General features: G+C 66.3%; 14 protein-coding genes. 11 read left to right on the top strand and 3 right to left on the bottom strand.

The genetic code is table 11. The features are described from left to right. Positions 1-172: 172 nt before the first annotated feature. Positions 173-1,168, bottom strand: a complete 996-nt coding sequence (locus LRA98_RS11565) for a radical SAM protein (RefSeq protein ID WP_238634065.1) — start codon at positions 1,166-1,168, stop codon at positions 173-175. Between the two features lie 60 nt (positions 1,169-1,228). After that, positions 1,229-1,996: an alpha/beta hydrolase family protein gene (locus LRA98_RS11560; RefSeq protein ID WP_238634064.1), complete on the bottom strand. Its 768-nt coding sequence runs from the start codon at positions 1,994-1,996 to the stop codon at positions 1,229-1,231. A 219-nt stretch (positions 1,997-2,215) separates the two neighbouring features. Between LRA98_RS11560 and LRA98_RS11555 the strand changes: the two genes are divergently transcribed. The 11 genes from LRA98_RS11555 (at position 2,216) to LRA98_RS11505 (ending at position 18,580) form a co-directional block, all read left to right on the top strand. Beyond that, positions 2,216-3,604 carry a dihydrolipoyl dehydrogenase gene (locus LRA98_RS11555; protein ID WP_238634063.1) on the top strand — a complete coding sequence of 463 codons (1,389 nt, stop codon included), beginning with the start codon at positions 2,216-2,218 and terminating at the stop codon, positions 3,602-3,604. A gap of 27 nt (positions 3,605-3,631) precedes the next feature. Further along, positions 3,632-4,288 (top strand): ArsR/SmtB family transcription factor, encoded by a 657-nt coding sequence (locus LRA98_RS11550; RefSeq protein ID WP_238634062.1) that lies wholly within the window; start codon positions 3,632-3,634, stop codon positions 4,286-4,288. Positions 4,289-4,324: 36 nt separating this feature from the next. After that, a complete protein-coding gene (locus tag LRA98_RS11545; RefSeq protein WP_201167892.1) occupies positions 4,325-4,564 on the top strand; it encodes a zinc ribbon domain-containing protein in 240 nt (79 codons plus the stop codon). Positions 4,565-4,636: 72 nt separating this feature from the next. After that, entirely contained in the window at positions 4,637-4,774 is a 138-nt protein-coding gene (locus LRA98_RS11540) for a hypothetical protein (protein WP_238634061.1), read from the top strand. Positions 4,775-4,819: 45 nt separating this feature from the next. Continuing rightward, positions 4,820-5,887: an arsenic resistance protein gene (locus tag LRA98_RS11535; protein WP_238634060.1), complete on the top strand. Its 1,068-nt coding sequence runs from the start codon at positions 4,820-4,822 to the stop codon at positions 5,885-5,887. 149 nt (positions 5,888-6,036) lie between these two features. After that, positions 6,037-6,999, top strand: a complete 963-nt coding sequence (locus LRA98_RS11530; RefSeq protein ID WP_238634059.1) for a hypothetical protein — start codon at positions 6,037-6,039, stop codon at positions 6,997-6,999. A gap of 68 nt (positions 7,000-7,067) precedes the next feature. Beyond that, the gene (locus LRA98_RS11525) at positions 7,068-7,829 is read left to right on the top strand and encodes an ABC transporter permease (RefSeq protein WP_238634058.1); all 762 of its coding nucleotides are present in this window, start codon (positions 7,068-7,070) and stop codon (positions 7,827-7,829) included. Next, entirely contained in the window at positions 7,822-8,631 is an 810-nt protein-coding gene (locus LRA98_RS11520) for an ABC transporter ATP-binding protein (protein WP_238634057.1), read from the top strand. The genes LRA98_RS11525 and LRA98_RS11520 overlap by 8 nt, the downstream gene beginning before the upstream one ends. 109 nt (positions 8,632-8,740) lie before the next feature. Beyond that, positions 8,741-12,703: a PAS domain-containing protein gene (locus LRA98_RS11515; RefSeq protein WP_238634056.1), complete on the top strand. Its 3,963-nt coding sequence runs from the start codon at positions 8,741-8,743 to the stop codon at positions 12,701-12,703. Beyond that, entirely contained in the window at positions 12,700-16,668 is a 3,969-nt protein-coding gene (locus LRA98_RS11510) for a PAS domain S-box protein (protein ID WP_238634055.1), read from the top strand. The genes LRA98_RS11515 and LRA98_RS11510 overlap by 4 nt, the downstream gene beginning before the upstream one ends. Then, positions 16,646-18,580, top strand: a complete 1,935-nt coding sequence (locus tag LRA98_RS11505) for a PAS domain-containing hybrid sensor histidine kinase/response regulator (RefSeq protein WP_238634054.1) — start codon at positions 16,646-16,648, stop codon at positions 18,578-18,580. The genes LRA98_RS11510 and LRA98_RS11505 overlap by 23 nt, the downstream gene beginning before the upstream one ends. A 79-nt stretch (positions 18,581-18,659) precedes the next feature. Here the strand turns inward: LRA98_RS11505 and LRA98_RS11500 are convergent, their stop codons facing one another. Further along, a complete protein-coding gene (locus LRA98_RS11500; protein WP_238634053.1) occupies positions 18,660-19,727 on the bottom strand; it encodes an NAD(P)-dependent alcohol dehydrogenase in 1,068 nt (355 codons plus the stop codon). Positions 19,728-19,854 lie beyond the last annotated feature (127 nt).

The following is a 19,854-nucleotide window of genomic DNA, read 5'->3' as shown; positions in this document are numbered from 1 at the left end:
CCGGGCCGTGCCGTCATCCCCCGAGCGAGCAAGGCTGAGCACGGTTCACCCCGAGGTACGGCTCCCATCCATAGGGTCGATTGCCGCCAGCGACCGTATCCTGGCGGGGAGGGGCCGGGGCCGTAGGCGACCCCGGCGCTTCGACTGGCCGGCAGCCTGGGAGGCGTCTCCGTCAGCCGCTGCAGCTGGCACCGCCGAGAGCGCAGAACTGAGCACAATGGGGATGGTTGAGCGGCATCTCGGTGAAGCTGGCCACCAAGCTGGAGCCGAGCTCGAAGGCCGGCTCGTAAGGCAGTAGCGTGCACGGCACCACCACCGGCTGCGATGCCCCCTTGCGCTTGATCACCATGCGGGAGCTCGCGCACATCATCTCGTCGGGACTACGCCCGACCTTCTCCCAGCAGCCCTCCGAGATCTCCGGGACATCCCGGCTGGCATCCATCTCCGGGAACAGCACCAGGCGCCCGGGGTCGTGGGCATCGAGCGTGATCCCATGGGCGTCGAACAGGGCCTGGTAGCCCTCGCGCAGGGTCGCTTCCGCCTCCCCGGAGGTCTGCCGGCCGGCCACATCCACCCGGAAGCCGCTCTCCGAGAGCCACCGCAGGCCGCGGACCATGGGCTCCCACGATCTCGGCCCGCGCTCGGCCTCGTGCAGATCCTGCCGATAGTGATCGACGGATACGCGCACCGTCAGCTGCTGCCCGTAGCGCTCCCCGATCGTCTGTAGGCGCTCATGGACCTTCATCATCGGCCTCATGGCGTTGGTCAGCACCAGCGCCTCGTAGCCGCGACCGAGCGTATCCTCCAGGGTGGGGATCATGTCCGGATTCATGAACGGCTCCCCGCCGGTGAAGGCGATGGTCCGGGTACCGAGGCCCTCGCGCTCGATCTCGTCCAGGTATCCGGCCACCTCGCTAGCGCTGAGGTAGACCAGGGCATCATTGCGCGGGGAGGACTCGATGTAGCAGTTGCGGCAGGCGAGGTTGCACAAGGTCCCGGTGCAGAACCAGAGCGTCTCCAGGCGCTGCAGGCGGACCGAGGCGCGGGGCTGGCCATCGGCCGTGAACGCCGGGTCGCGGAACTTGCGGGGATCGATCAGGTAGCGATCCGCCCCTGAGCCCTCCTCACCCTTGGCTTGCTTCGGCGGCGCCTCCTCCTCATGGCTCATGGCGAGCTCCTCCTCATCGTGGTCACGAAGCCCTGAAACGGGTGCTCCGCTGGCCGGGCCTCATCCGGGCTCGGTGATGTAGCGCGCCGCCCAGGCGGCGATGACGGTGGCGGCGTACCGGGCGTCCGCGGCTCGGGTCAGAAGATGGTCGGCATCATCAAGGGAGATATAGCTCTTCGGGTGCTTCGCGGTCTCGAAGATCCGCCGCGCGTGATCGACGGGCACCACCTCGTCGAGGGGGGCGTGCATGACCAGCAGCGGCCGGCGCAAGTCCGCAATGCGGCTCGCCTGATCGTGCCCGACGGTCTCCTCAATGAACGATCGCCCGACCCGGAACGGGCGCCCCCCGAGCGTGACCTCGGCCTCCCCGACGGCCTCGATCTGGGCGCGCTTCTCCCCGAGGTGCTCGAGCACATGATCGGCCTCGAACGGCGCGGCGATCGAGCACACGGCCCGGCATTCCGGGATGTCGCCGGCCGCGGCGATCGCCGCCGCGCCCCCGAGGCTGTGGCCGACCAGGATCCTCACCGGCCGCCCGGCATCGCGCATGAATTGCGCCGCCGCGAGCACGTCGGCCACATCGGAGCGGAAACCGGCATGGCCGAACACCCCCTCACTGCCACCGAGCCCAGTAAAGTCGAAGCGCAGGGTCGCGATCCCCTGCTCGGCCAGCGCGCCCGCCAGCCACGAGGCCGCCTTGATGTCCTTGCCGCAGGTGAAGCAGTGGGCGAACAGGGCATGGGCCCGCGGCGCCCCCTCCGGCTCGTCGAGCCTTGCCGAGAGCGTGTGCCCCTGAGCGCCGGGGAAGTCCAGTCGTTGCGTGCGCATCCCGTCCCTACCTGTACCGTCCGTATTAAAACACCACTATAACGCCCTTGGTGCCCCACGACTCGGGCCGGACCTGCCCAGCTGTCGTTCTACCCAAACGCCCTCGCCGTTACATCACACGGGCGCCGGGGCGGTGTTTGACACGAACGGCCCGCGCGCCTATTTTCTACAATTAAATGGATTTCTTTGCATGCATCTTCAGAGCCGAGGAGGCCTGCAATGACCGATCTCGAGACCGACGTCGCCATCATCGGGGCGGGTAGCGCCGGACTGCGCGCCTACCGGGCCGCCGCCGCCCATACCGATCGCGTGCTCCTGATCGAGGGCGGAGCGTACGGGACCACCTGCGCCAGCGTCGGATGCATGCCCAGCAAGCTGCTCATCGCCGCCGCCGACGCTGCCCACACGGCGCACCATGCCGACGGCCTCGGCGTCCACGCCGGCTCAGTCGAGATCAATGGCGCCGAGGTGATGGAACGGGTCCGGAACCTGCGGGACCGGTTCGTCAGCGGGGTCGTCGGCAACACCGAGAAGATCCCGGCCGAGCGGCGGATCCATGGCTACGCCCGGTTCGAGGACGCGCAGACCCTGCGGCTCGACGACGGGCGGCGGATCCGGGCCGGGCGCACCGTGATCGCCACCGGCTCCCGTCCCAACGTGCTGCCGATGTTCAAGGATCTCGGCGACCGGGCCGTGGTCAACGACGATCTCTTCGAGTGGCGCGACCTGCCCGAATCCGTGGTGGTCTTCGGTCCCGGGGTGATCGGCATGGAACTCGGCCAAGCCCTCCACCGGCTGGGCGTCCGCGTTCGAATCTTCGGGATCGGCGGCTTCCTCGGACCGCTGACCGATCCGCGCGTCAAGGATGCCGCCGAGGAGATCTTCGGCGACGAGCTGGCCCTGGATACCGATGCACAGGTTGAGTCCCTGCACCGCGAGGGCGATGAGGTCGTGGTCCGTTTCCGCGACAAGAGCGGAACCGAAGCGGAAGAACGCTTTGCGTACCTGCTCGCCGCCACCGGCCGCCGCCCCAATGTGGACGGCCTCGGTCTGGAGGCCACCGGCCTGAGCCTGGACGACGACGGCGTGCCGCTCTTCGACCCCTACACCATGCAGTGCGGTGATCAGCCGATCTTTATCGCCGGCGACGCCAACAACGAGCACCCGGTCATGCCCGACGCCTTCGACGAGGGCGAGATCGCCGGCACCAACGCGGGCCGCTACCCGAGCGTCGAGCGCGGGCGCCGCCATCCGCCGATGAGCATCGTCTTCACCGAGCCCCAGATGGCCCTGGTCGGTGCGCGCTTCACCGATTTATCCGGGCACGACCACGCTATTGGAGAATTCGACTTTGCCACCCAACCCCGCGCCATGGTCATGCGCGAGAACCACGGGGTCATGCGCCTCTACGGCCGCCCCTCCGACGGCGCCTTCCTGGGCGCCGAGGTGCTGGCCCCCCGGGCCGAGCACCTGGGCCATCTCCTGGCCTGGGCCGTCGATAGCGGCATGACCGTGGAGCGCATGCTCGACCTGCCTTACTACCATCCGGTCCTGGAGACAAGCATCCGCAACGCCCTCCAAGACCTGCAGCGAAAGATGAAGGCCTGAGCCGCGCGCGGAGTGGGAGCGACCGCCATGGCTGAGCTCGTCAATCAACGCCGCCTGCTGGAGCAACTCGCCGGGATCGGCAAGGCCCTGGGGCATGCCTACCGCCTGGAGCTCCTGGAGCTGCTGGCCCAGCGCGAGCGCAACGTGGATGAGCTCGCCCGCCTGACCGGCATCCGGCTGGCCAGCGTCTCCCAGCACCTCCAGCAGCTGCGGCGCATGGGGCTGATCTCGGCGCGCAAGGAGGGAACGCGTGTCTACTACACGCTCGCCGATGAGCAGGTCACAGCCCTGCTCGGCATGCTGCGCGAGGTAGCGGAGCGCAACATCGCAGAGCTGCAGCGCATGACCGAGCAGTACTTCCACGACAGCGACGCGCTCGACGCCATCGACTCGACCGAGCTGCTCGAGCGCCTGCGCGCCGGCATGGTCACCCTCATCGACGTCCGCCCGCCGGAGGAGTTCGCAGCAGGGCATCTGCCGGGCGCGATCAACATCCCGGCCGAGGAGCTTGAGGCACGCCTCGATGAGCTGCCCGCCGAGCAGGAGATCGTCGCCTATTGCCGCGGCCCCTACTGCGCCCTGTCCGTCGAGGCCGTCCGGCGGCTGCGGGCGCAGGGCCGGCAGGCGTACCGCTTGGAGCAGGGCTTCCCGGAGTGGAAGGCCGAGGGGCTGCCGGTGCAATAGCAGGCCACCCCCACATGCGCATCAAGAGGAGGAGTTATGCCCACGTACGACTACCGCTGCCCGAGCAACGGGGTCACGCTGGAGGTGCGCCACGGCATGGACGAGTGCGTGCGCACCTGGGGAGAGCTTTGCCGCCTCGCCGGCCATGACCCCGGCGAGACGCCCGAGGACGCGCCCGTGGAGCGCCTGATCTCAGGGGCCGGCTACATCAGCAGCGCGAGCCGCTCCGAGCCGGAGCCGGCCGGCGGCTGCTGCGGCGGGGTGTGCGGGCTCTAGCCGCTCCCGCCGGAGCGGGCGAGGCCCGGGCAGCCCCCGCAGCTGCCGATCGCACCACAAGGAGGATCAAGCATGAGCGAGCTAGCAAGGACCTGGCTCCAGGACACCTATCCGGTGCGCAGCCTGGAGCTGCCCAAGGGCGGCCGGGGGCCGAGCAGCGCCGATGACATCGTCGCCGGCCTGCGCAGCCGCATCGACCGTGATGGATGAGGGCGCCGCCTTCCCATCCGCCTGCTGCTAGGGAGGAGCACGACCATGTGGTCCATCCTCTACGCGATCCAGAAGCGCCTGACCTGGGCCATCCCGGCCATGCTGGTCCTGGGCTTCCTCTACGGCGCCCTCCTGCCCTCGGATCCGCTGCGGTGGCTCGTCCTGCCCCTGACCTTCCTGATGGTCTACCCGATGATGGTCACGCTGCGGGTCTCGCACCTCACCGGCTGGGAGGATCTGCGTGCCCAGCTGCTCACCCAGGGCGTCAACTTCGCCGTCATCCCGTTCATCGCCTTCGGCCTGGGCCTGCTCTTCTTCGCGGACCAGCCCTACATGGCGCTGGGACTGCTGCTCGCGGGCCTGGTACCCACCAGCGGCATGACCATCTCCTGGACCGGCTTCGCCGGCGGCAACCTCGCCGCAGCGGTCAAGATGACGGTCATCGGGCTCCTGCTCGGGGCCCTCGCGACGCCCTTCTATGTGGAGGCCCTGCTCGGCGCGCAGATCCACGTCGATCTCTGGGCGATCGCTCAGCAGGTGCTGGTGATCGTGGTGCTGCCGCTCATCCTCGGCGTGCTCACCCAGCGCGCGCTGGTGCGCCGCTACGGCCAGGAGGACTTCCGCAACCGCTGGGCCTTCCGCTTCCCGGCCCTGTCCACGCTCGGCGTCCTCGGCATCGTCTTCATCGCCATGGCGCTCAACGCCGAGACCATCCTCGCGGCGCCGGAGCGGCTGCTCTACATCCTGGCCCCGGTGGCCCTGCTCTACGCCATCAACTTCCCGCTGAGCACCCTGCTGGGCAAGGCCCTCCTGCCGCGGGGCGACGCCATCGCGCTGGTCTACGGATCCGTGATGCGCAACCTCTCCATCGCCCTGGCGATCGCCATGAACGCGTTCGGCGCCGAGGGGGCGAATGCCGCCCTGGTCATCGCGATCGCCTTCGTCATCCAGGTCCAGGCGGCCGCCTGGTATGTGCGCCTGACGCGCAAGGTCTTCGGCCCGCCCGAGGATGAGACCCGGCAGGCCCGCCAGACGGATACAGCCGAGTCCGGTAACCAGGCCGGCGAGACCGAGGCCAAGGACGAGGCGGGGTCAAAGGGTACCTCGGGCTAACGCTCGGGGGGCACGCCCTTGCAGATCGCCCGATTGGCGCCCCGGAACGCATGCCGGGGCGCCAATCGGAGCGAGCGGACCCGAGCTTGACGTACGAATGCGAATCTTTATCATGCACCATTCAATCCATCATTATATGGATAACTCCCATGAAGCGCCTCGCCCTCGCCCTCGCTGGACTGGTCGGGATCCCTTTGACTGCCGCCGACGCCTCCGGGCCGACGGAGATACGCGTCGCGCTGCCCCCCGATCCCAATGCGGTGCCGGTATTCATCCTCGAGCAGCGACAGGACGAGTTCCTCCCCGACGCCGAACTCGAGCTGGTACCGAACCCCGCGGGCGATCCATCGGCCATGCGCGCCATGGTGCAGGACGGCCGCACCGATTTCGCCTTCTTCAACCTTGTGGGGGGCGTGCGATTCGTGGAGGGTGGACTCGATCAACTCGAGCTGGTCGCCCCCTGGGTCTGGCAGGGCATCTATCTGCTCACCCCTGAGGACGGCGCCGGAGCGAAAGCGACAGATGGCAACCAGGTATTGGTCGCGCCCGGGCTTTCGACCCCACCCCATGTGGTCACAGAGCGAGCCCTTACCGAACACGGCATCACGCCGGATTTCGCCAGTAGCGGCGCCGGCATGGCATTACTGGCCCAGGCTCGGAACCCCCGGCGCGCCCCTGAGGGCGTCGCCGCGCCGGAGCCGCTGGTCAGCCTGATCCTCCACCAACAGGCGGCCGACGACTGGGAGCAGCAATGGGCCATTGAGCTGGATCCGGGCCAGGCCCTTGAGCAACAGCTCGACGTGCGGATCCCGCTGGGGGCCATCTGGGCCGTGCGAGACCAAGTCGACGACGAGCAGCGACGAGCCCTGATGCAGGGGATCGAAGCCGTCACCGACTGGCTGGCCGACCCCGGAAACCATGAGCAAGCTGCCCGCATCGCCGCGGAACGATTCGACACCTTTTTCGATATGCCGATCCCTGAGGCGGCGCTACTGCGCATGCTCCGTAGCGAGCGGGTGGTGTGGAATCCGGAGGGTGATGAGGACACGCGTCAGGCCGTGGATGACTACCTGCGCGAGGTCTTCGACACGCAGCCACCGGCCGGCCTCTGACCGATCCCGCGCCCCCTGCCGCGCACCGCCGCCGTCCGAGCCAGTCGGACTTCTCGCACGGAGGACTGATGAACCAGCGCCGCCTTTGGGCCAGCTGGCCACCCTGGGCTGGACTCCTCGGCGTTGCAGCGCTTTGGCTAGTCACCGCTGAGCAAGTGCCGGACTCCATCCTACCGGATCCGCAAACCGTCGCCGTCGAACTCGGAGGCCTCCTTCAATCCACCGAGCACTGGGCGAGCACCGGGGTGACGCTGCGCAACGTCGTGCTCAGCTTCCTGTTCTCAGTGCTCGGCGGCGTGACCATCGGACTGTGGGCGGCAAGATGGCCAACCCTGCAGCGGGCGCTGCACCCGGTCATCGTCCTGATCGAGGCAGCCCCGCATATCGCCTGGTTGGTCCTTGCGGTCCTCTGGCTCGGCATCGGCGCCGGCCCTCCGGTGCTGGTGGGCGTAAGCATGGCGCTGCCTCTGATCTACATGGCCACCAGCCACGGCATTGCGCAAATCGACCGGGGCATCATGGACATGGCCCATGTGTACCAGCTCGACTGGTACACCCGCCTGACCCGCATCCTGCTCCCCCACCTGGCGCTGACCCTGGCCGGCGCGGCCTCCGGGGCGCTATCGGTCAGCTGGCGCGCAGTGATCATGGCCGAGGCATTCGCAAGCGATGCGGGGCTGGGGCAATCGCTCTGGGGGAGCTACCTCTACGGCGCCGTGACGACGGTCTATGCCCACGTCCTGTGGATCGTCATCCTCGGACTGGCGCTGGAGTACCTGCTGATTCATCCCGGCCGGCAACTCATCGAACGAAGGCTCCACCATGCGTAACCAGACCGACCTAGGGCCCACGGATCCAGCCCTGGCAACCCGGCACGGCGGTCCCGTCGTCGCCCTGGAAGGCACAAGCCGCATCTTCTCCGGCGGCGGGGGCCTATCGGCAGTCGACCTCGCCGTGACCCCCGGCGAGGTCGTCGGGGTCACCGGCGCCAGTGGCTGCGGGAAATCCACCCTGCTGCGCCTGATCGCCGGACGCGAAACACCCGACACCGGCACCATCCGGCGCCATTACGGTCGACTGGGCATGGTCTTCCAGGAACCCCATCTCCTCCCTTGGCTAACCGCACAGGGCAATATCGAGCTGGTGCTGCCCCGGACGGAGAAGCCTCGCGCACTGGAGGCGCTGCGCGGCGTCGGTCTGGAAGCGGCGGCCCGCCAATACCCAGCGCAGCTCTCCGGCGGCATGCGCCAGCGGGTGGGGATTGCCCGTGCGCTGGCCGCTCATCCGGACTTGCTGCTGATGGACGAGCCTTTTGCCAGCTTGGACTACATCAACCGAGCCGAACTGCTCGAGCTGGTTCGCGACCGGGTGGTGGACTCGGGCGTAGCTGCGGTCTTCGTCAGCCACGACGTACGGGAAATCGTCCAGCTTTGCCACCGCATCCTGGTGATCGGAGACACGCCGGGGCAGATCCGGACCGAGCTCGAGCACCCTGCTCAAAAAAGAGGGGCACACCTGCGCCCCGGCGCACTGGCCAACCTGGAAGAGCGCGTGCTTACGGCCATACGGGGGCATCCGACACCAGCCTGCCAGCAGGAGCCCGAAACTCCGGATAACCCCCTATCAGCCTGACAGGCCCTCGCTCAGCGGAAGGAGGATAATTTTTGTGGTCATTGAGTAGGATGGGGTACTGTAGCCTTGATCAATAAAGTTTGGCGAGGTCGAGATCCAGGTGGAACGGTTGGGCGAGCGAGGCGCGCCGGAAGAAGAGCCGTCCGATGCGGAGACCAAGCTCAGTCTACTGCGCGAAGGTCTTGGGGCGGGCTTCTGGCGGCAGGAGTTCGAGTCAGGCCGTGTGACGGCAGACGAGCAACTGCTTACGCTGTATGGGCACCCGGGGACAGATCCATCCACTGGTCCCGTTCCGTGGACGGAGGCGCTCTGGCGTGAGCATGTTCAGCCGGAGGATTGGGCACGGGTGGAGGCGTCTTTTCGCGAGGCCTTTGACCGCCACACCGCCTGGGATCTGACCTACCGCATCCGGCGTGCGGATGGGGCGATCCGGTATCTGCGCTCAACGGGCCGTGTGGAATGCGATGCCGAGGGCACACCCACCCACTTGCTCGGCGTTGAGCATGATGTCACCGCCGAAAAAGACGCGGAACGGACTCAGGAGGAGCTCTCGCAGCGCCTGCACCTGGCGACCTCGGCCGCCAATATCGGCATCTGGAACTACGACCTGACCAGTGGACGGCTCGAGTGGGATGAGGGCATGTTCCGCCTCTATGGTGTGGACCCGGCCACTTTCGGTCATTCATTCGAGGACTGGGCCGAGGCCCTGTTACCCGGGTCCCGCGATAGCGCGGTGGCTGCGCTGAACGAGGCGGTAGCCACCCGCACCCCATTCAATATCCGGATGGACATCCGCCGCGCGGATGACGGCCGATTCCGCACCCTGCTCGGGCTGGCCCAGGTGGTCTGCGATGCCTCCGGCGCCCCGGTGCGGGTCGTGGGCGTCAACCAGGATGTAACCGAGGAGGAAGAGAACCTCCGCCACCTCGCCGCGGCAGAGGCCAAGTTCCGCGGGCTCTTCGAGCTCTCGCCGGTTGGTATCGCCATGAACGACTTCCACACCGGCGAGTTCCTCGATTTCAATGACGCCATCAACGGGCCCGCCGGCTACACCCGCGAGGAGTTCCGGGCGCTGAGCTACTGGGACGTGACCCCGGAGGCGTATCGACCGCAGGAACTCGAGCAGATCGAGTCGCTGCAACGCACTGGACGCTACGGGCCGTTCCAAAAGGAGTACATCCACAAGGACGGCCACCGCTATCCGGTCCTGCTCCACGGCTTCAAGACCAACACCCCGGAGGGGCGCGAGGTCATCTGGTCGATCATCCAGAACATCTCCGATATCGAGCAGACCCGACAAGCGCTGGAGGACGCCAACAACCAGCTCGCCTCGCTGATGGATAACGTTCCGGGGATCACGTTCCGCTGCCTCTACGATGAGGCGTGGACCGTACTCCTCATCAGCCAGGCGGCCGAGCGGGTAACCGGCTACGCCGCCGATGAGCTGATCCACAACGCAACCGTCTCCTACGCCCAGCTCATTCACCCCGATGATTTAGCTGGAGTCGATAAGGCCATCGCCGAAGCGGTGACCGCGGATCACCCCTGGGAGGTTCAGTACCGCCTCCGGCGCCGGGACGGCTCGCTACGCTGGGTCCAGGAGCGGGGCGTTGCGGTGCGCAATGCCCAGGGCGATGTCGCCCATATGGACGGCTTCGTGCTCGATATCACGGAACAGCGCTGCGCCGAAGAAGCCCTGCAGGCGGCCAAAGAGCGTTTCGCCGGGATCTTCGAGCAGACCGGCAGTGGCGTGGCCGTGTTCCGCACGGTAGATGAAGGGCGGGATTTCGAGTTCATCGATCTCAACCCGGCATCCGAGCGCATTGAACAGACCTCCCGCGATGAGCTCATCGGCGGGAGGCTTACCGAATGCTTCCCAGGCGTGGAGGAAATGGGCCTGCTCGCGGCGCTGCAACGGGTGGCTGACACTGGCGTGCCCGAAGAACTGCCGCTGGCCGCCAACCAGGACGAACGGATCACCGGCTGGCGCGAGAACCGGATCTTCCGGCTCACTTCCGGCGAGGTGGTTGCGGTCTACGAGGACCGCACCGAGATCAAGCAGGCTCAACAGGAGTCCGAGCGGGCGCGGGAGCAGCTGGCCAATCTCGCCGCGCAGCTACCCGGATTCATCTATCAATACCGCCTATGGCCTGACGGAAGCTCGGCTTTCGTCTACGCCAACGAGGGCATTGAGAAGATCTACGGCACCACGCCTCAAGAGGCCATGGAGTGCGCCGATCGCCTCTTCGAAGTCGTATGGAAAGCCGATCGGCAAGGCCTTTACCGGAGCATTGAGCACTCGGCCCAGACTCTGACGCCCTGGCGCCACAGCTACCGGATCCAGCACCCCTTAAAGGGCACGGTCTGGCTCGAGGGACACGCCACGCCGGAGCGCCTGGCTGATGGCAGCACCCTTTGGCACGGGTATGTGCACGATATCACCGACCGAGTCCGAGCCGAGCAGGAACTGACCGAGAGCAAGGCGCTGCTCGAAGAATTCTTCAACCAGTCGATCATCGGCTTTTTCTTCATGATGCTCGATGAGCCGATCGACTGGCACTCTGCTTCAGAGGCGGAGAAAGAATCACTGCTTGACCATGTCGTGGCCAACCAGCGCATGACCAAGATCAATCAGGCCATGCTCGATCAGTATCGGGCTACTCGTGAGGATTTCATCGGCCTCGCCTACCGGGACTTTTTCCCCGACGAACAGATCGAGCACAGTCGCACCGTGCTCCGGGAGGTTTTCGACCGCGGCCGGGCCCGCGCGGTCACGCACGAGCAGAGACGGGATGGCACGCCCGTGATCATCCACGGGGACTATACCTGCCTGCACGATGAGCATGGCCGCGTCACCGGCCACTTCGGCGTCCAGGACGACATCACCGAGCGCCGGCAGCAGCAGGAGGCCCTGGTGCGAGCCCGGAAGGAAGCCGAGCAAGCGAACCGGGCCAAGAGCGAGTTCCTGGCCAACATGAGCCACGAGATCCGCACCCCGATGAATGCGGTCATCGGCCTCAGCCAACTCCTTGCGCAAACCGAATTGAGCGCCAAGCAGCGCGATCAGATCCGGAAGATCGAGCACTCATCGAGGATGCTGCTCGGCATCCTCAACGACATCAACCTGGAGGTGGCCACGGAACTGCTGGAGAAGACCGGGGCTACCGTGGCGACCGCGGAGAACGGCACCGTGGCCGTCGAGGCGATCCGCGCCAATCCGCCGGATCTGGTGCTGATGGACCTGCAGATGCCGGTGATGGACGGCTATGAGGCGATGCGGGTGCTGCGCGAAGAGGGCTACGACCGCCCCATCCTCGCCCTCTCAGCGGCGGTAATGGATGAGGATCGTCAACGTGCGGCGCAGGCCGGCGCCGATGACCATCTGGACAAGCCGATCGAAAGCCAGGACCTCTATGCCGCACTGATCAAGCACCTGCGGTCCGAGCGCACCGCGGCGGCGGTCCCGGACGATTATGTTTCGGCCCGGGAAACTCATACTCTGCCAGCCGGACCGCCCGGGTTCGACCTCGAACGCGGGCTTCGCCAGCTCGGTGGCGATGAAGCCCTCTACCTAAGGCAGCTGCGCAGGTTCCGTGGCCAACTGACCACCGACTACGCCACGCTGATCGATCACCTGCGCGCCGGTGACCACGAACGGGCAAGCCGGCTCGCCCACACTCTCAAGGGCGTGGCCGGAACACTCGGGGCCGTGGACCTGCAGCAGCGGGCGGAGCAAATCGATCACGCCCTGCAAACCGGCCATGCGGTCACCGCAGAGTGCATCGAGCGCCTTGAGCAGACTTTGCAGGATGCTGGACAGGCTCTCGATGGGCTTGCCCGAGAGCCGGAAACAGCCCGGCAAGGGTCGCCGGAGGCCGTGACGTGCCTGCGGCAAAAACTGGAGGCCAGCGAACTCATCGAGGAGGAAACGTTCCGGGAGGCCCTGGCCTACCTGCGCGGCCGGGGATTCGACTGCGATGCATTGGAGGCCCTCGTAGAACAGTTCGCGCTCGATGAGGCGCTGCAGCGGCTCGACTCGCTGCTGACAGGTAACCAAGAAGGGGCAACATGAGCAGCGATACGCCACACCAGAGCGTTCTGGTGGTCGATGATGAGCCCACGAGCATCCAGGCGCTTGGCAATCTGCTCAAGGACAACTACCGGGTTCAGGTGGCCAACTCCGGCGATAGGGCATTGGCGACGCTGCAGGCTTCGCACCGGCCCCAACCGGATCTGATCCTCCTCGACATCCAGATGCCCGGGCTCGATGGCTACGAGGTTTGCCGGCGCCTCAAGGCGGATCCGCAGACGCGTGGTATCGATGTCATCTTTGTCTCGGCACGTGATGCGGTCAGTGATGAGGAATACGGCCTGAGTCTCGGCGCGGTGGACTACATCACCAAGCCGTTTTCACCGGCGATTGTCCGCGCACGAGTGGACACCCACATGCGCCTTCGACACAAGACGGATCTGCTCGAGGAGCAGGTTGCTGAACTGGAGGCGCAACGCCAGGCCCGTGACCAGGCCCTGCAGCGCGCCGAACGCGCCGAAGAGATGGGAACGATCGGGCACTGGCTCACCTACCCGGAGACCGGGGAACTGATCTGGTCACGGATGACCCACCGACTTTGCGGCTTCGACCCGGAGGGGCCGCCACCGGGTTGGGAGTCGTTCATCGCCCGGGTCCCCGAGGCGGACCGAGACCAAGTCGCCGAGTTCCAGTTCCAGGCTGACCCCGCGCTTCTCTCCAGCAAGGGTGAGTACCGCATCGTCCACCCCGGGGGGCGCACGCTTTGGGTCCGCGAGATCGCCCAGCGCTGGCAGGGTGAGCACGGCCAGCAAATCATTCAGGGGACCATTCAGGACATCACCGAGCAGCGCGAGGCGCTGGAGCGCAGCGAGGCGGGCCGGCAACGAATCGAGGCCATCCTTCGGGCGGTACCTGATGTGGCCCTGACCGAGGTTGACTTGGAGGGCACAGTGCGCGAAGCCAACCGCAGTGCCGAGCGCATGTTTGGGTACACGCGCGCACAGCTGATCGGCAGCGACATCTGTATGCTGCACGACCCTGACGAACATGACGACCCTGACGAACATGCGCAGATCCGTGAGGGGATCGCCCGCCTGCAGGAAACCGGCGAAGGCTACACCACGGAGTGCGAGCTGATTCGGGGTAGCGGGGAGCGTTTCCAGGCGCAAGTGAGCGCCGCGCCGCTGCTCAATGAGCGTGGCGAGGTCGTAGGAAAGATCGGTGCCTGTATCGATCTATCGACTCAATTTGCCCATGAGCAGCGTCTGCGCATGGCCCAGGAGGCTGCCGGCTTCGGGGTCTGGGACTGGGACCTGGCGGCGGATCAGGTGTACTGGGATGAGGCCTGCTGGCGTATGCTCGGCTACGATCCGGATCAGCACCGCGCCCTGACCTTCGCCGACTGGCAGGCCATGGTTCATCCCGAGGACTTGGAGCGCGTCCAGCCGGTGGTCCAACGCCACCTTACCGAGGGCCGGCCATTCACGATCGAGCTCCGCTACCGCTGCGCCGATGGCGGCTGGCTCTGGGTGCAGGGCCGGGGCCAGACCCTGCGCCGCGGCGCCGACGGCTCGCCGAGCTACATGGTGGGTACCCATGTCGATGTCCAGACCCTCAAGGAGACCGAGTTCGCACTGCGCCGCAGCGAGCTGGAACTGACCGAGGCCAAGCGCATTGCCCGGCTCGGGCACTGGCATTACGACATCCCTTGCGGAACAGTTCACTGGTCGAACGAGATGTACCGCCTCCTCGGCCTGGAGCCGACGCAGAAGCCCATGGACTGGGAGAGTTTTCTCTCCAGAGTGCCGGCCAAGGATCACCCGGCCCTCCATCAGGCCATTGACCGCACCCTGAACCAAGGAGAGCCTTACGAGATCGAGCACCGCCTGACAACCCCGGACGGCAGTCAGCGGATTGTGCAGGCACGCGGCTATGCGGAGTTTGACGCAGCCGGGAATCCGCAAATCCTGCGCGGGACGGCCCAGGACGTCACCGAGCAACGGACCCTTCAGCACGAGCTCGCCGAACGGGAGGCCCATTACCGGGACCTTGTCGAGAACCAGCCGCTGATGATTGAGCGCTTCCTGCCCGATACCACCATCACCTATGCGAACCCCGCCCTGGCAGCGCATGTGCAGACCGAACCGGATCAGCTGATCGGGCAACGCTGGATCGACTTCCTGCCCGCCGATGAGCGCGATGAGGCACGAGCGCACCTGGCGAGGCTGACTCCTCAGGAGCCGGTAGGCCACTTCGAGAACAGCATTCCCGGCGCGGACGGCCAAACCTGCTGGACCCTCTGGACCAACCGCGCATTCTTCGATGAGCACGGCACACTGAGCCACGTCCAGTCGGTGGGCGTGGACATCACCGCGCGCCGCCGCGCCGAGCAGGCCGAGCAGCAGCTGCGCGAGCAGCTTCAACAGCGGCAGCAGGCGCTCGAGGCGATCTTCGAGGCGGCCCGCTCGGTCAGCCTGATCAAGACCGACCTGAATTCCGTCATCCTCGAGGCCAGCACCGGCGCTGAGGCGCTGTTCGGATACGACCGCGAGGAGCTGCTCGGCCAACACGTCAGCCTGCTGCATACCGAAGCGGACATGGAGCGGTTGCCCCAATATGTGGATCAGCTGTTCCGCGAGCACCAACCGATTCGCCTAGAGACGGAGCTACGCCGCCGGGATGGCAGCACGTTCCCGGCGCTGTTCACCGTCCACCCCATTACCGATCAGCGCGGAGAGCTGGTGGCGACACTGGGCGTTAGCTTCGACATCAGCCACCAGAAGCGTGCGGAGCGGGAGCTGGCCGAGGCCGTGGAGGCCAAGACGACTTTCCTCAACGCGGTCAGCCACGATCTGCGCTCGCCCCTCAACGCTCTGACCGGTTTTGTGGAACTGCTCGCCGAGCCGGACCTGGAAGAAGAGCAGCGTCAGGCCTACGTGCAACAGTGCCGCCGTGCCAGTGGTCGCCTGCTGGAACTGATCGATTCGCTGCTCGATCTCGGCCGGTTGCAGGCTGGCCGGCTGGAACTGCGCCCGGCGCCTTTTGATCTGCATGCGGCGATCGAGAGCCAGTGCACCGTCTACACCGCCCTGGCCCAAGAACACGGCCTGGCGTTCTCTTGCAGCATCGACCCCGGCGTGACGCACTGGGTGAACGCCGATGCCACCCGGCTGGGACAGATCCTGTCGAACCTGCTCAGTAATGCGATCAAGTACACCAACGAAGGCCATATCGATCTGACGGTATGCACAGAGCCCGATGAACGGATCAGCTTCCGCGTGCGCGATACCGGGGCGGGGATTCCCCCAAACCAGCAGGCGCACATCTTCGCGGCCTTCGATCGCGCCGGCTATCGCGGCTCGCGCAGCGGCCACGGCCTGGGCCTGGCCATCGTGCGCGAACTCACCGAGCTTTTCGGCGGAGAGATCTCGCTCGAGAGCACGCCGGGGGTAGGCTCCACGTTCACCGTGACGCTCCCGTTGCCACCCGTAGCGGCACCGGGGACAGACCGCGCCACCGCCGCTGACCTGAGCGCCACCACCCGGCCCTCTGGCGGGGATACGCAGGCGGACCCGCTGCGTGTACTGGTGGCCGATGACCAGACGGTCAACGTCTTCCTGGCCCGGACCCTCCTCGAGCAACTCGGCTGCACGGTCACCACGGCCGAGGACGGCGCCGGCGCTCTGGCGGCCTGGCAAACAAGGACTTTCGATGCCCTGGTGCTCGACCGCCACATGCCCGGACTCGATGGCGACAAGCTGGCCGAACACATCCGGGCCGAGGAACAGGCCGAGGGCTACCCCCGGGTACCCATCGCCCTTTACACCGCCTATGCCCGCAACGAAGTGGAAGCGGTCCTGGAGTCCGCGCTCTTCGATGCGTTCTTGGGCAAGCCGCTGGATCGCACGGAGCTGCGGCAATGGATCGAATCGCTGGCGCTGCGGAAGGAGCCCGAGACCGGCACCACCACCGGAGAGCCCCCCCGTGGAAGCGCACCCCATCCCTAGCTGGGACGATGCCATGGATGCCATGGGGCATCCGATCTTCCTCCACGACCAGGACTATCGCATCCTGCGCGCGAATCGCGCCTACCTGGAGCAGGCCGGCGCCACGCTCGATCAGGTGACCGGCCAGCCCTACTGGCATTTCTTCCCCCGCGGCGAAGGCCCCCTGCCCGGATGCCAGTCGGCCATGGCCAAAGTATCCGCCGGCGACGCCGGTCCTTCCGAGACCGGCTGCTCCGAGACCTCCGAAGAAATCGAACTGCCTGACGGCCGAGTCTTCCACTCACGCTCGTATGTGGTTCTGGATGAACAGGGGGCCTACCGCAGCTCGGTCCATATCCTCGAGGACATCACCGACAGGCGCTATCTCGAACAAGCCCACCACGCCGCCGAAGCCAAATTCCAGGCGATTACCACCGCCGCGCGCGATGCCATCGTTCTGATCGATGCCGAGGACCAGCTGGTGTACTGCAACCCGGCCTTCGAGCGACTACTCGGTTATCGCGCCAACCAACTTGCAGGTGCCCCCTTCCATGACCGTTTCGTCCCCGAGCGCCACCGGGAGGCAATGCAGGCAGGCATGCGCCACTTCCGGGAGTCCGGCGGCAAAACCCGCGTGGGCCAACAGACCGAAGTCGTGGCCATCCACCGTGACGGACACGAGGTCGCCCTGGAGCTGACCCTGGCACCCGTACAGATTGCCGGGCGCTGGCACGCGGCGGGGATCCTGCGCGATATCAGTGAGCGTCGAGCCCTGGAAGAGGAGCGCCAACGTACGCTGGAGGACCAAAGGATGTTCCTCGCCGCGGTCAGCCACGACCTGCGCACGCCGCTCAATGCCATCACGGGATTCTTGGATCAGTTGGCGCACTCCGAGCTGGACCCGCGGCAGCATCACCATGTGGAGCTTTGCCAAGCCGGAAGCCATACCCTGCTCGGGCTCATCGACACCGTCCTGGAGCTCTCGCGGCTGGAAGCCGGCCGAGTTCAGCTGAGCGAGGAGGATTTCGATCTGCGCGCGTTCATGGATACCCAGCTGGGGCTTCTCGTGCCGCTGGCCGAGCAGAAGGGCCTGCACCTGGAGTGGTCTTCAGGCACCGAAGCCCCATGCCGGGTCCATGGCGATCCGGTGCGCCTCGGTCAGGTGCTCTACAACCTGGTCAGCAACGCGCTGCGCTTCACCGAATCGGGCCATATCCGCGTTCACGTAGAGCGCGGTTCATCCGAGCATGAACTCGCCTTCACCGTCACGGACACCGGAGCCGGCATCCCGGAGGAAGACCAGCCGCACATCTTCGAGGCGTTCCGGCAGGCTGGTCCTGCGCTCGCCCGCAAGGAAGGCAGCGGGTTGGGGCTGAAGGTCTGCAAAGAGCTGTTGGAGCTGATGGGTGGGCGCATCTCGGTCGAGAGCCAGCCCGGCTACGGAACGAGGTTCCGCTTCACGGTGGCGATGCCACCAGCCACCTCCGCCACCCCGTTGCTATACACCCCCGAGGAGGCCGAAGTTGATACAAGCGCGCCGGTGGGGGCTGGGCTGCGCGTGCTCGTCGCCGAAGATGAGCCGACCAACGCACTACTCGTGAACAACCTGCTCGAACAGGCTGGCTGCGCACAGATCACCTGCGTGCAAAATGGCCGCGAGGCCATCGAGCACTGGCAGCAAGCGAGCCCCGACCTCGTCCTGCTCGACCTTCAAATGCCCGAGATGGATGGCCGTGAGGCACTGCGCATAATCCGTTCACAAGAGGCGAAACACGCCCTGGCGCGCACGCCCATCGCCCTGATCACCGCCCATGCCCTGGAGCACTTCCAACAGGAGTGCTTCGGCCTCGGTTGCGACGCCTACTTGAACAAGCCGCTTGAACGCAAAGAGCTCTGGCTTTTGCTGGCCGGGCTCCCGGGCGGGTCCGCCTAGCTCTTACTGCGGAGCATCGGCCCGGGAGCCCGGCCCGACCCTGGCCGGATCACAGCCCCTGCGGCCCGGGCAGGACCTCTTATGCGCCTTGCCTCAGGGTGTTCATGTCGATGACGAAACGGTACTTCACATCGCCCCGCTTCATGCGCTCATAGGCGTCGTTGATGTTCCGGATGTCGAGCATCTCCACATCACAAGCGATGTCGTGCTCGGCGCAGAAGTCGAGCACTTCCTGGGTCTCCGGCATGCCGCCGATCAACGAGCCAGCCAGCACGCGTCGCTTGAAGACCAGGCCGCCAGCCTCGACGGCCGGCTCGATGGGCTCGAGCAAGCCGACGAGGATGTGAACGCCATCGTACTTGAGGCATTGGAGATACGGGTTGAGATCATGCTGCACCGGGACGGTGTCCAGCATGAAATCGAAAGACTCCGCGGCCGCGGCGAGTTGCTCCTCGTCGGTACTGACCACCACGTGGTGAGCACCTTGTGCCTGCGCCTCGGCCACCTTGGCATCAGAGCGGGTGAAGATCGTCACTTCCGCCCCCAGCGCGCGGGCGAACTTCACGCCCATGTGTCCCAGCCCCCCCATGCCGATGACGCCGACCCGGTGCCCGGGCCTCACCCCGTAGTGCTTGAGCGGGGAGTAAGTGGTGATCCCGGCGCAGAGCAACGGCGCGGCCGCCGCCGGGTCGAGGGCATCGGGGATCCGGACAACAAAACGCTCGCTGACAACGATCTTCTCGGAGTACCCACCGTAGGTCACCGAGCCATCGTGCCGGTCTTGCCCGTTGTAGGTCAGGATCGGGCCGCTCAGACAGTATTGCTCGAGGCCTTCTGCGCAGGCACTACACTCGCGGCATGAGTCAACCATGCACCCGACGCCGACGCGATCACCGGGCTTGTAGGCGCTGACCTGAGGCCCGACGGCCGTGACCCGGCCGACGATCTCGTGCCCCGGGACGACCGGGTAGATGGTCATGCCCCAGTCGTTCTCCACGAAGTGGATGTCGGTATGACAGACGCCGCAGTAGTCGATCTCGATGGCGATGTCATCGGCGCGCAGGCCCCGGCGCTCCAGCTCCCACGCGTTGAGCCCGGAGGTCTCGGAGTGGGCGGCGTAGGCGCGTATAGCGGTCGACTGCGTCATGGCGGGCGCTCCCCTTTCGGGTTGATTGGGTGCCAGTCAGCATAGACCATCCTCACCTCCCTGGATGCCCCCCTACGCTCCGAGGGGGGCATCCATCCCCTCGCCCAAGGCGATCTGCCATGGTGCA

Source organism: Halorhodospira sp. M38, from assembly GCF_022227985.1.
In the GTDB taxonomy this organism is placed as follows: Bacteria; Pseudomonadota; Gammaproteobacteria; order Nitrococcales; family Halorhodospiraceae; genus Halorhodospira; species Halorhodospira halophila_A.
The sequence above is the reverse complement of the archived record's forward strand: the minus strand, read 5'-3'. Positions and strand labels throughout refer to the sequence as shown.

Coding starts and splice junctions, on each gene's coding strand:
- LRA98_RS11540 (WP_238634061.1), top strand. CDS start 4,637: ATGAGCGAGCTAGCAAGGACCTGGCTCCAGGACACCTATCCGGTGCGC.
- LRA98_RS11545 (WP_201167892.1), top strand. CDS start 4,325: ATGCCCACGTACGACTACCGCTGCCCGAGCAACGGGGTCACGCTGGAG.
- LRA98_RS11565 (WP_238634065.1), bottom strand. CDS start 1,168: ATGAGCCATGAGGAGGAGGCGCCGCCGAAGCAAGCCAAGGGTGAGGAG.
- LRA98_RS11500 (WP_238634053.1), bottom strand. CDS start 19,727: ATGACGCAGTCGACCGCTATACGCGCCTACGCCGCCCACTCCGAGACC.
- LRA98_RS11510 (WP_238634055.1), top strand. CDS start 12,700: ATGAGCAGCGATACGCCACACCAGAGCGTTCTGGTGGTCGATGATGAG.
- LRA98_RS11530 (WP_238634059.1), top strand. CDS start 6,037: ATGAAGCGCCTCGCCCTCGCCCTCGCTGGACTGGTCGGGATCCCTTTG.
- LRA98_RS11520 (WP_238634057.1), top strand. CDS start 7,822: ATGCGTAACCAGACCGACCTAGGGCCCACGGATCCAGCCCTGGCAACC.
- LRA98_RS11535 (WP_238634060.1), top strand. CDS start 4,820: ATGTGGTCCATCCTCTACGCGATCCAGAAGCGCCTGACCTGGGCCATC.
- LRA98_RS11550 (WP_238634062.1), top strand. CDS start 3,632: ATGGCTGAGCTCGTCAATCAACGCCGCCTGCTGGAGCAACTCGCCGGG.
- LRA98_RS11560 (WP_238634064.1), bottom strand. CDS start 1,996: ATGCGCACGCAACGACTGGACTTCCCCGGCGCTCAGGGGCACACGCTC.
- LRA98_RS11555 (WP_238634063.1), top strand. CDS start 2,216: ATGACCGATCTCGAGACCGACGTCGCCATCATCGGGGCGGGTAGCGCC.
- LRA98_RS11525 (WP_238634058.1), top strand. CDS start 7,068: ATGAACCAGCGCCGCCTTTGGGCCAGCTGGCCACCCTGGGCTGGACTC.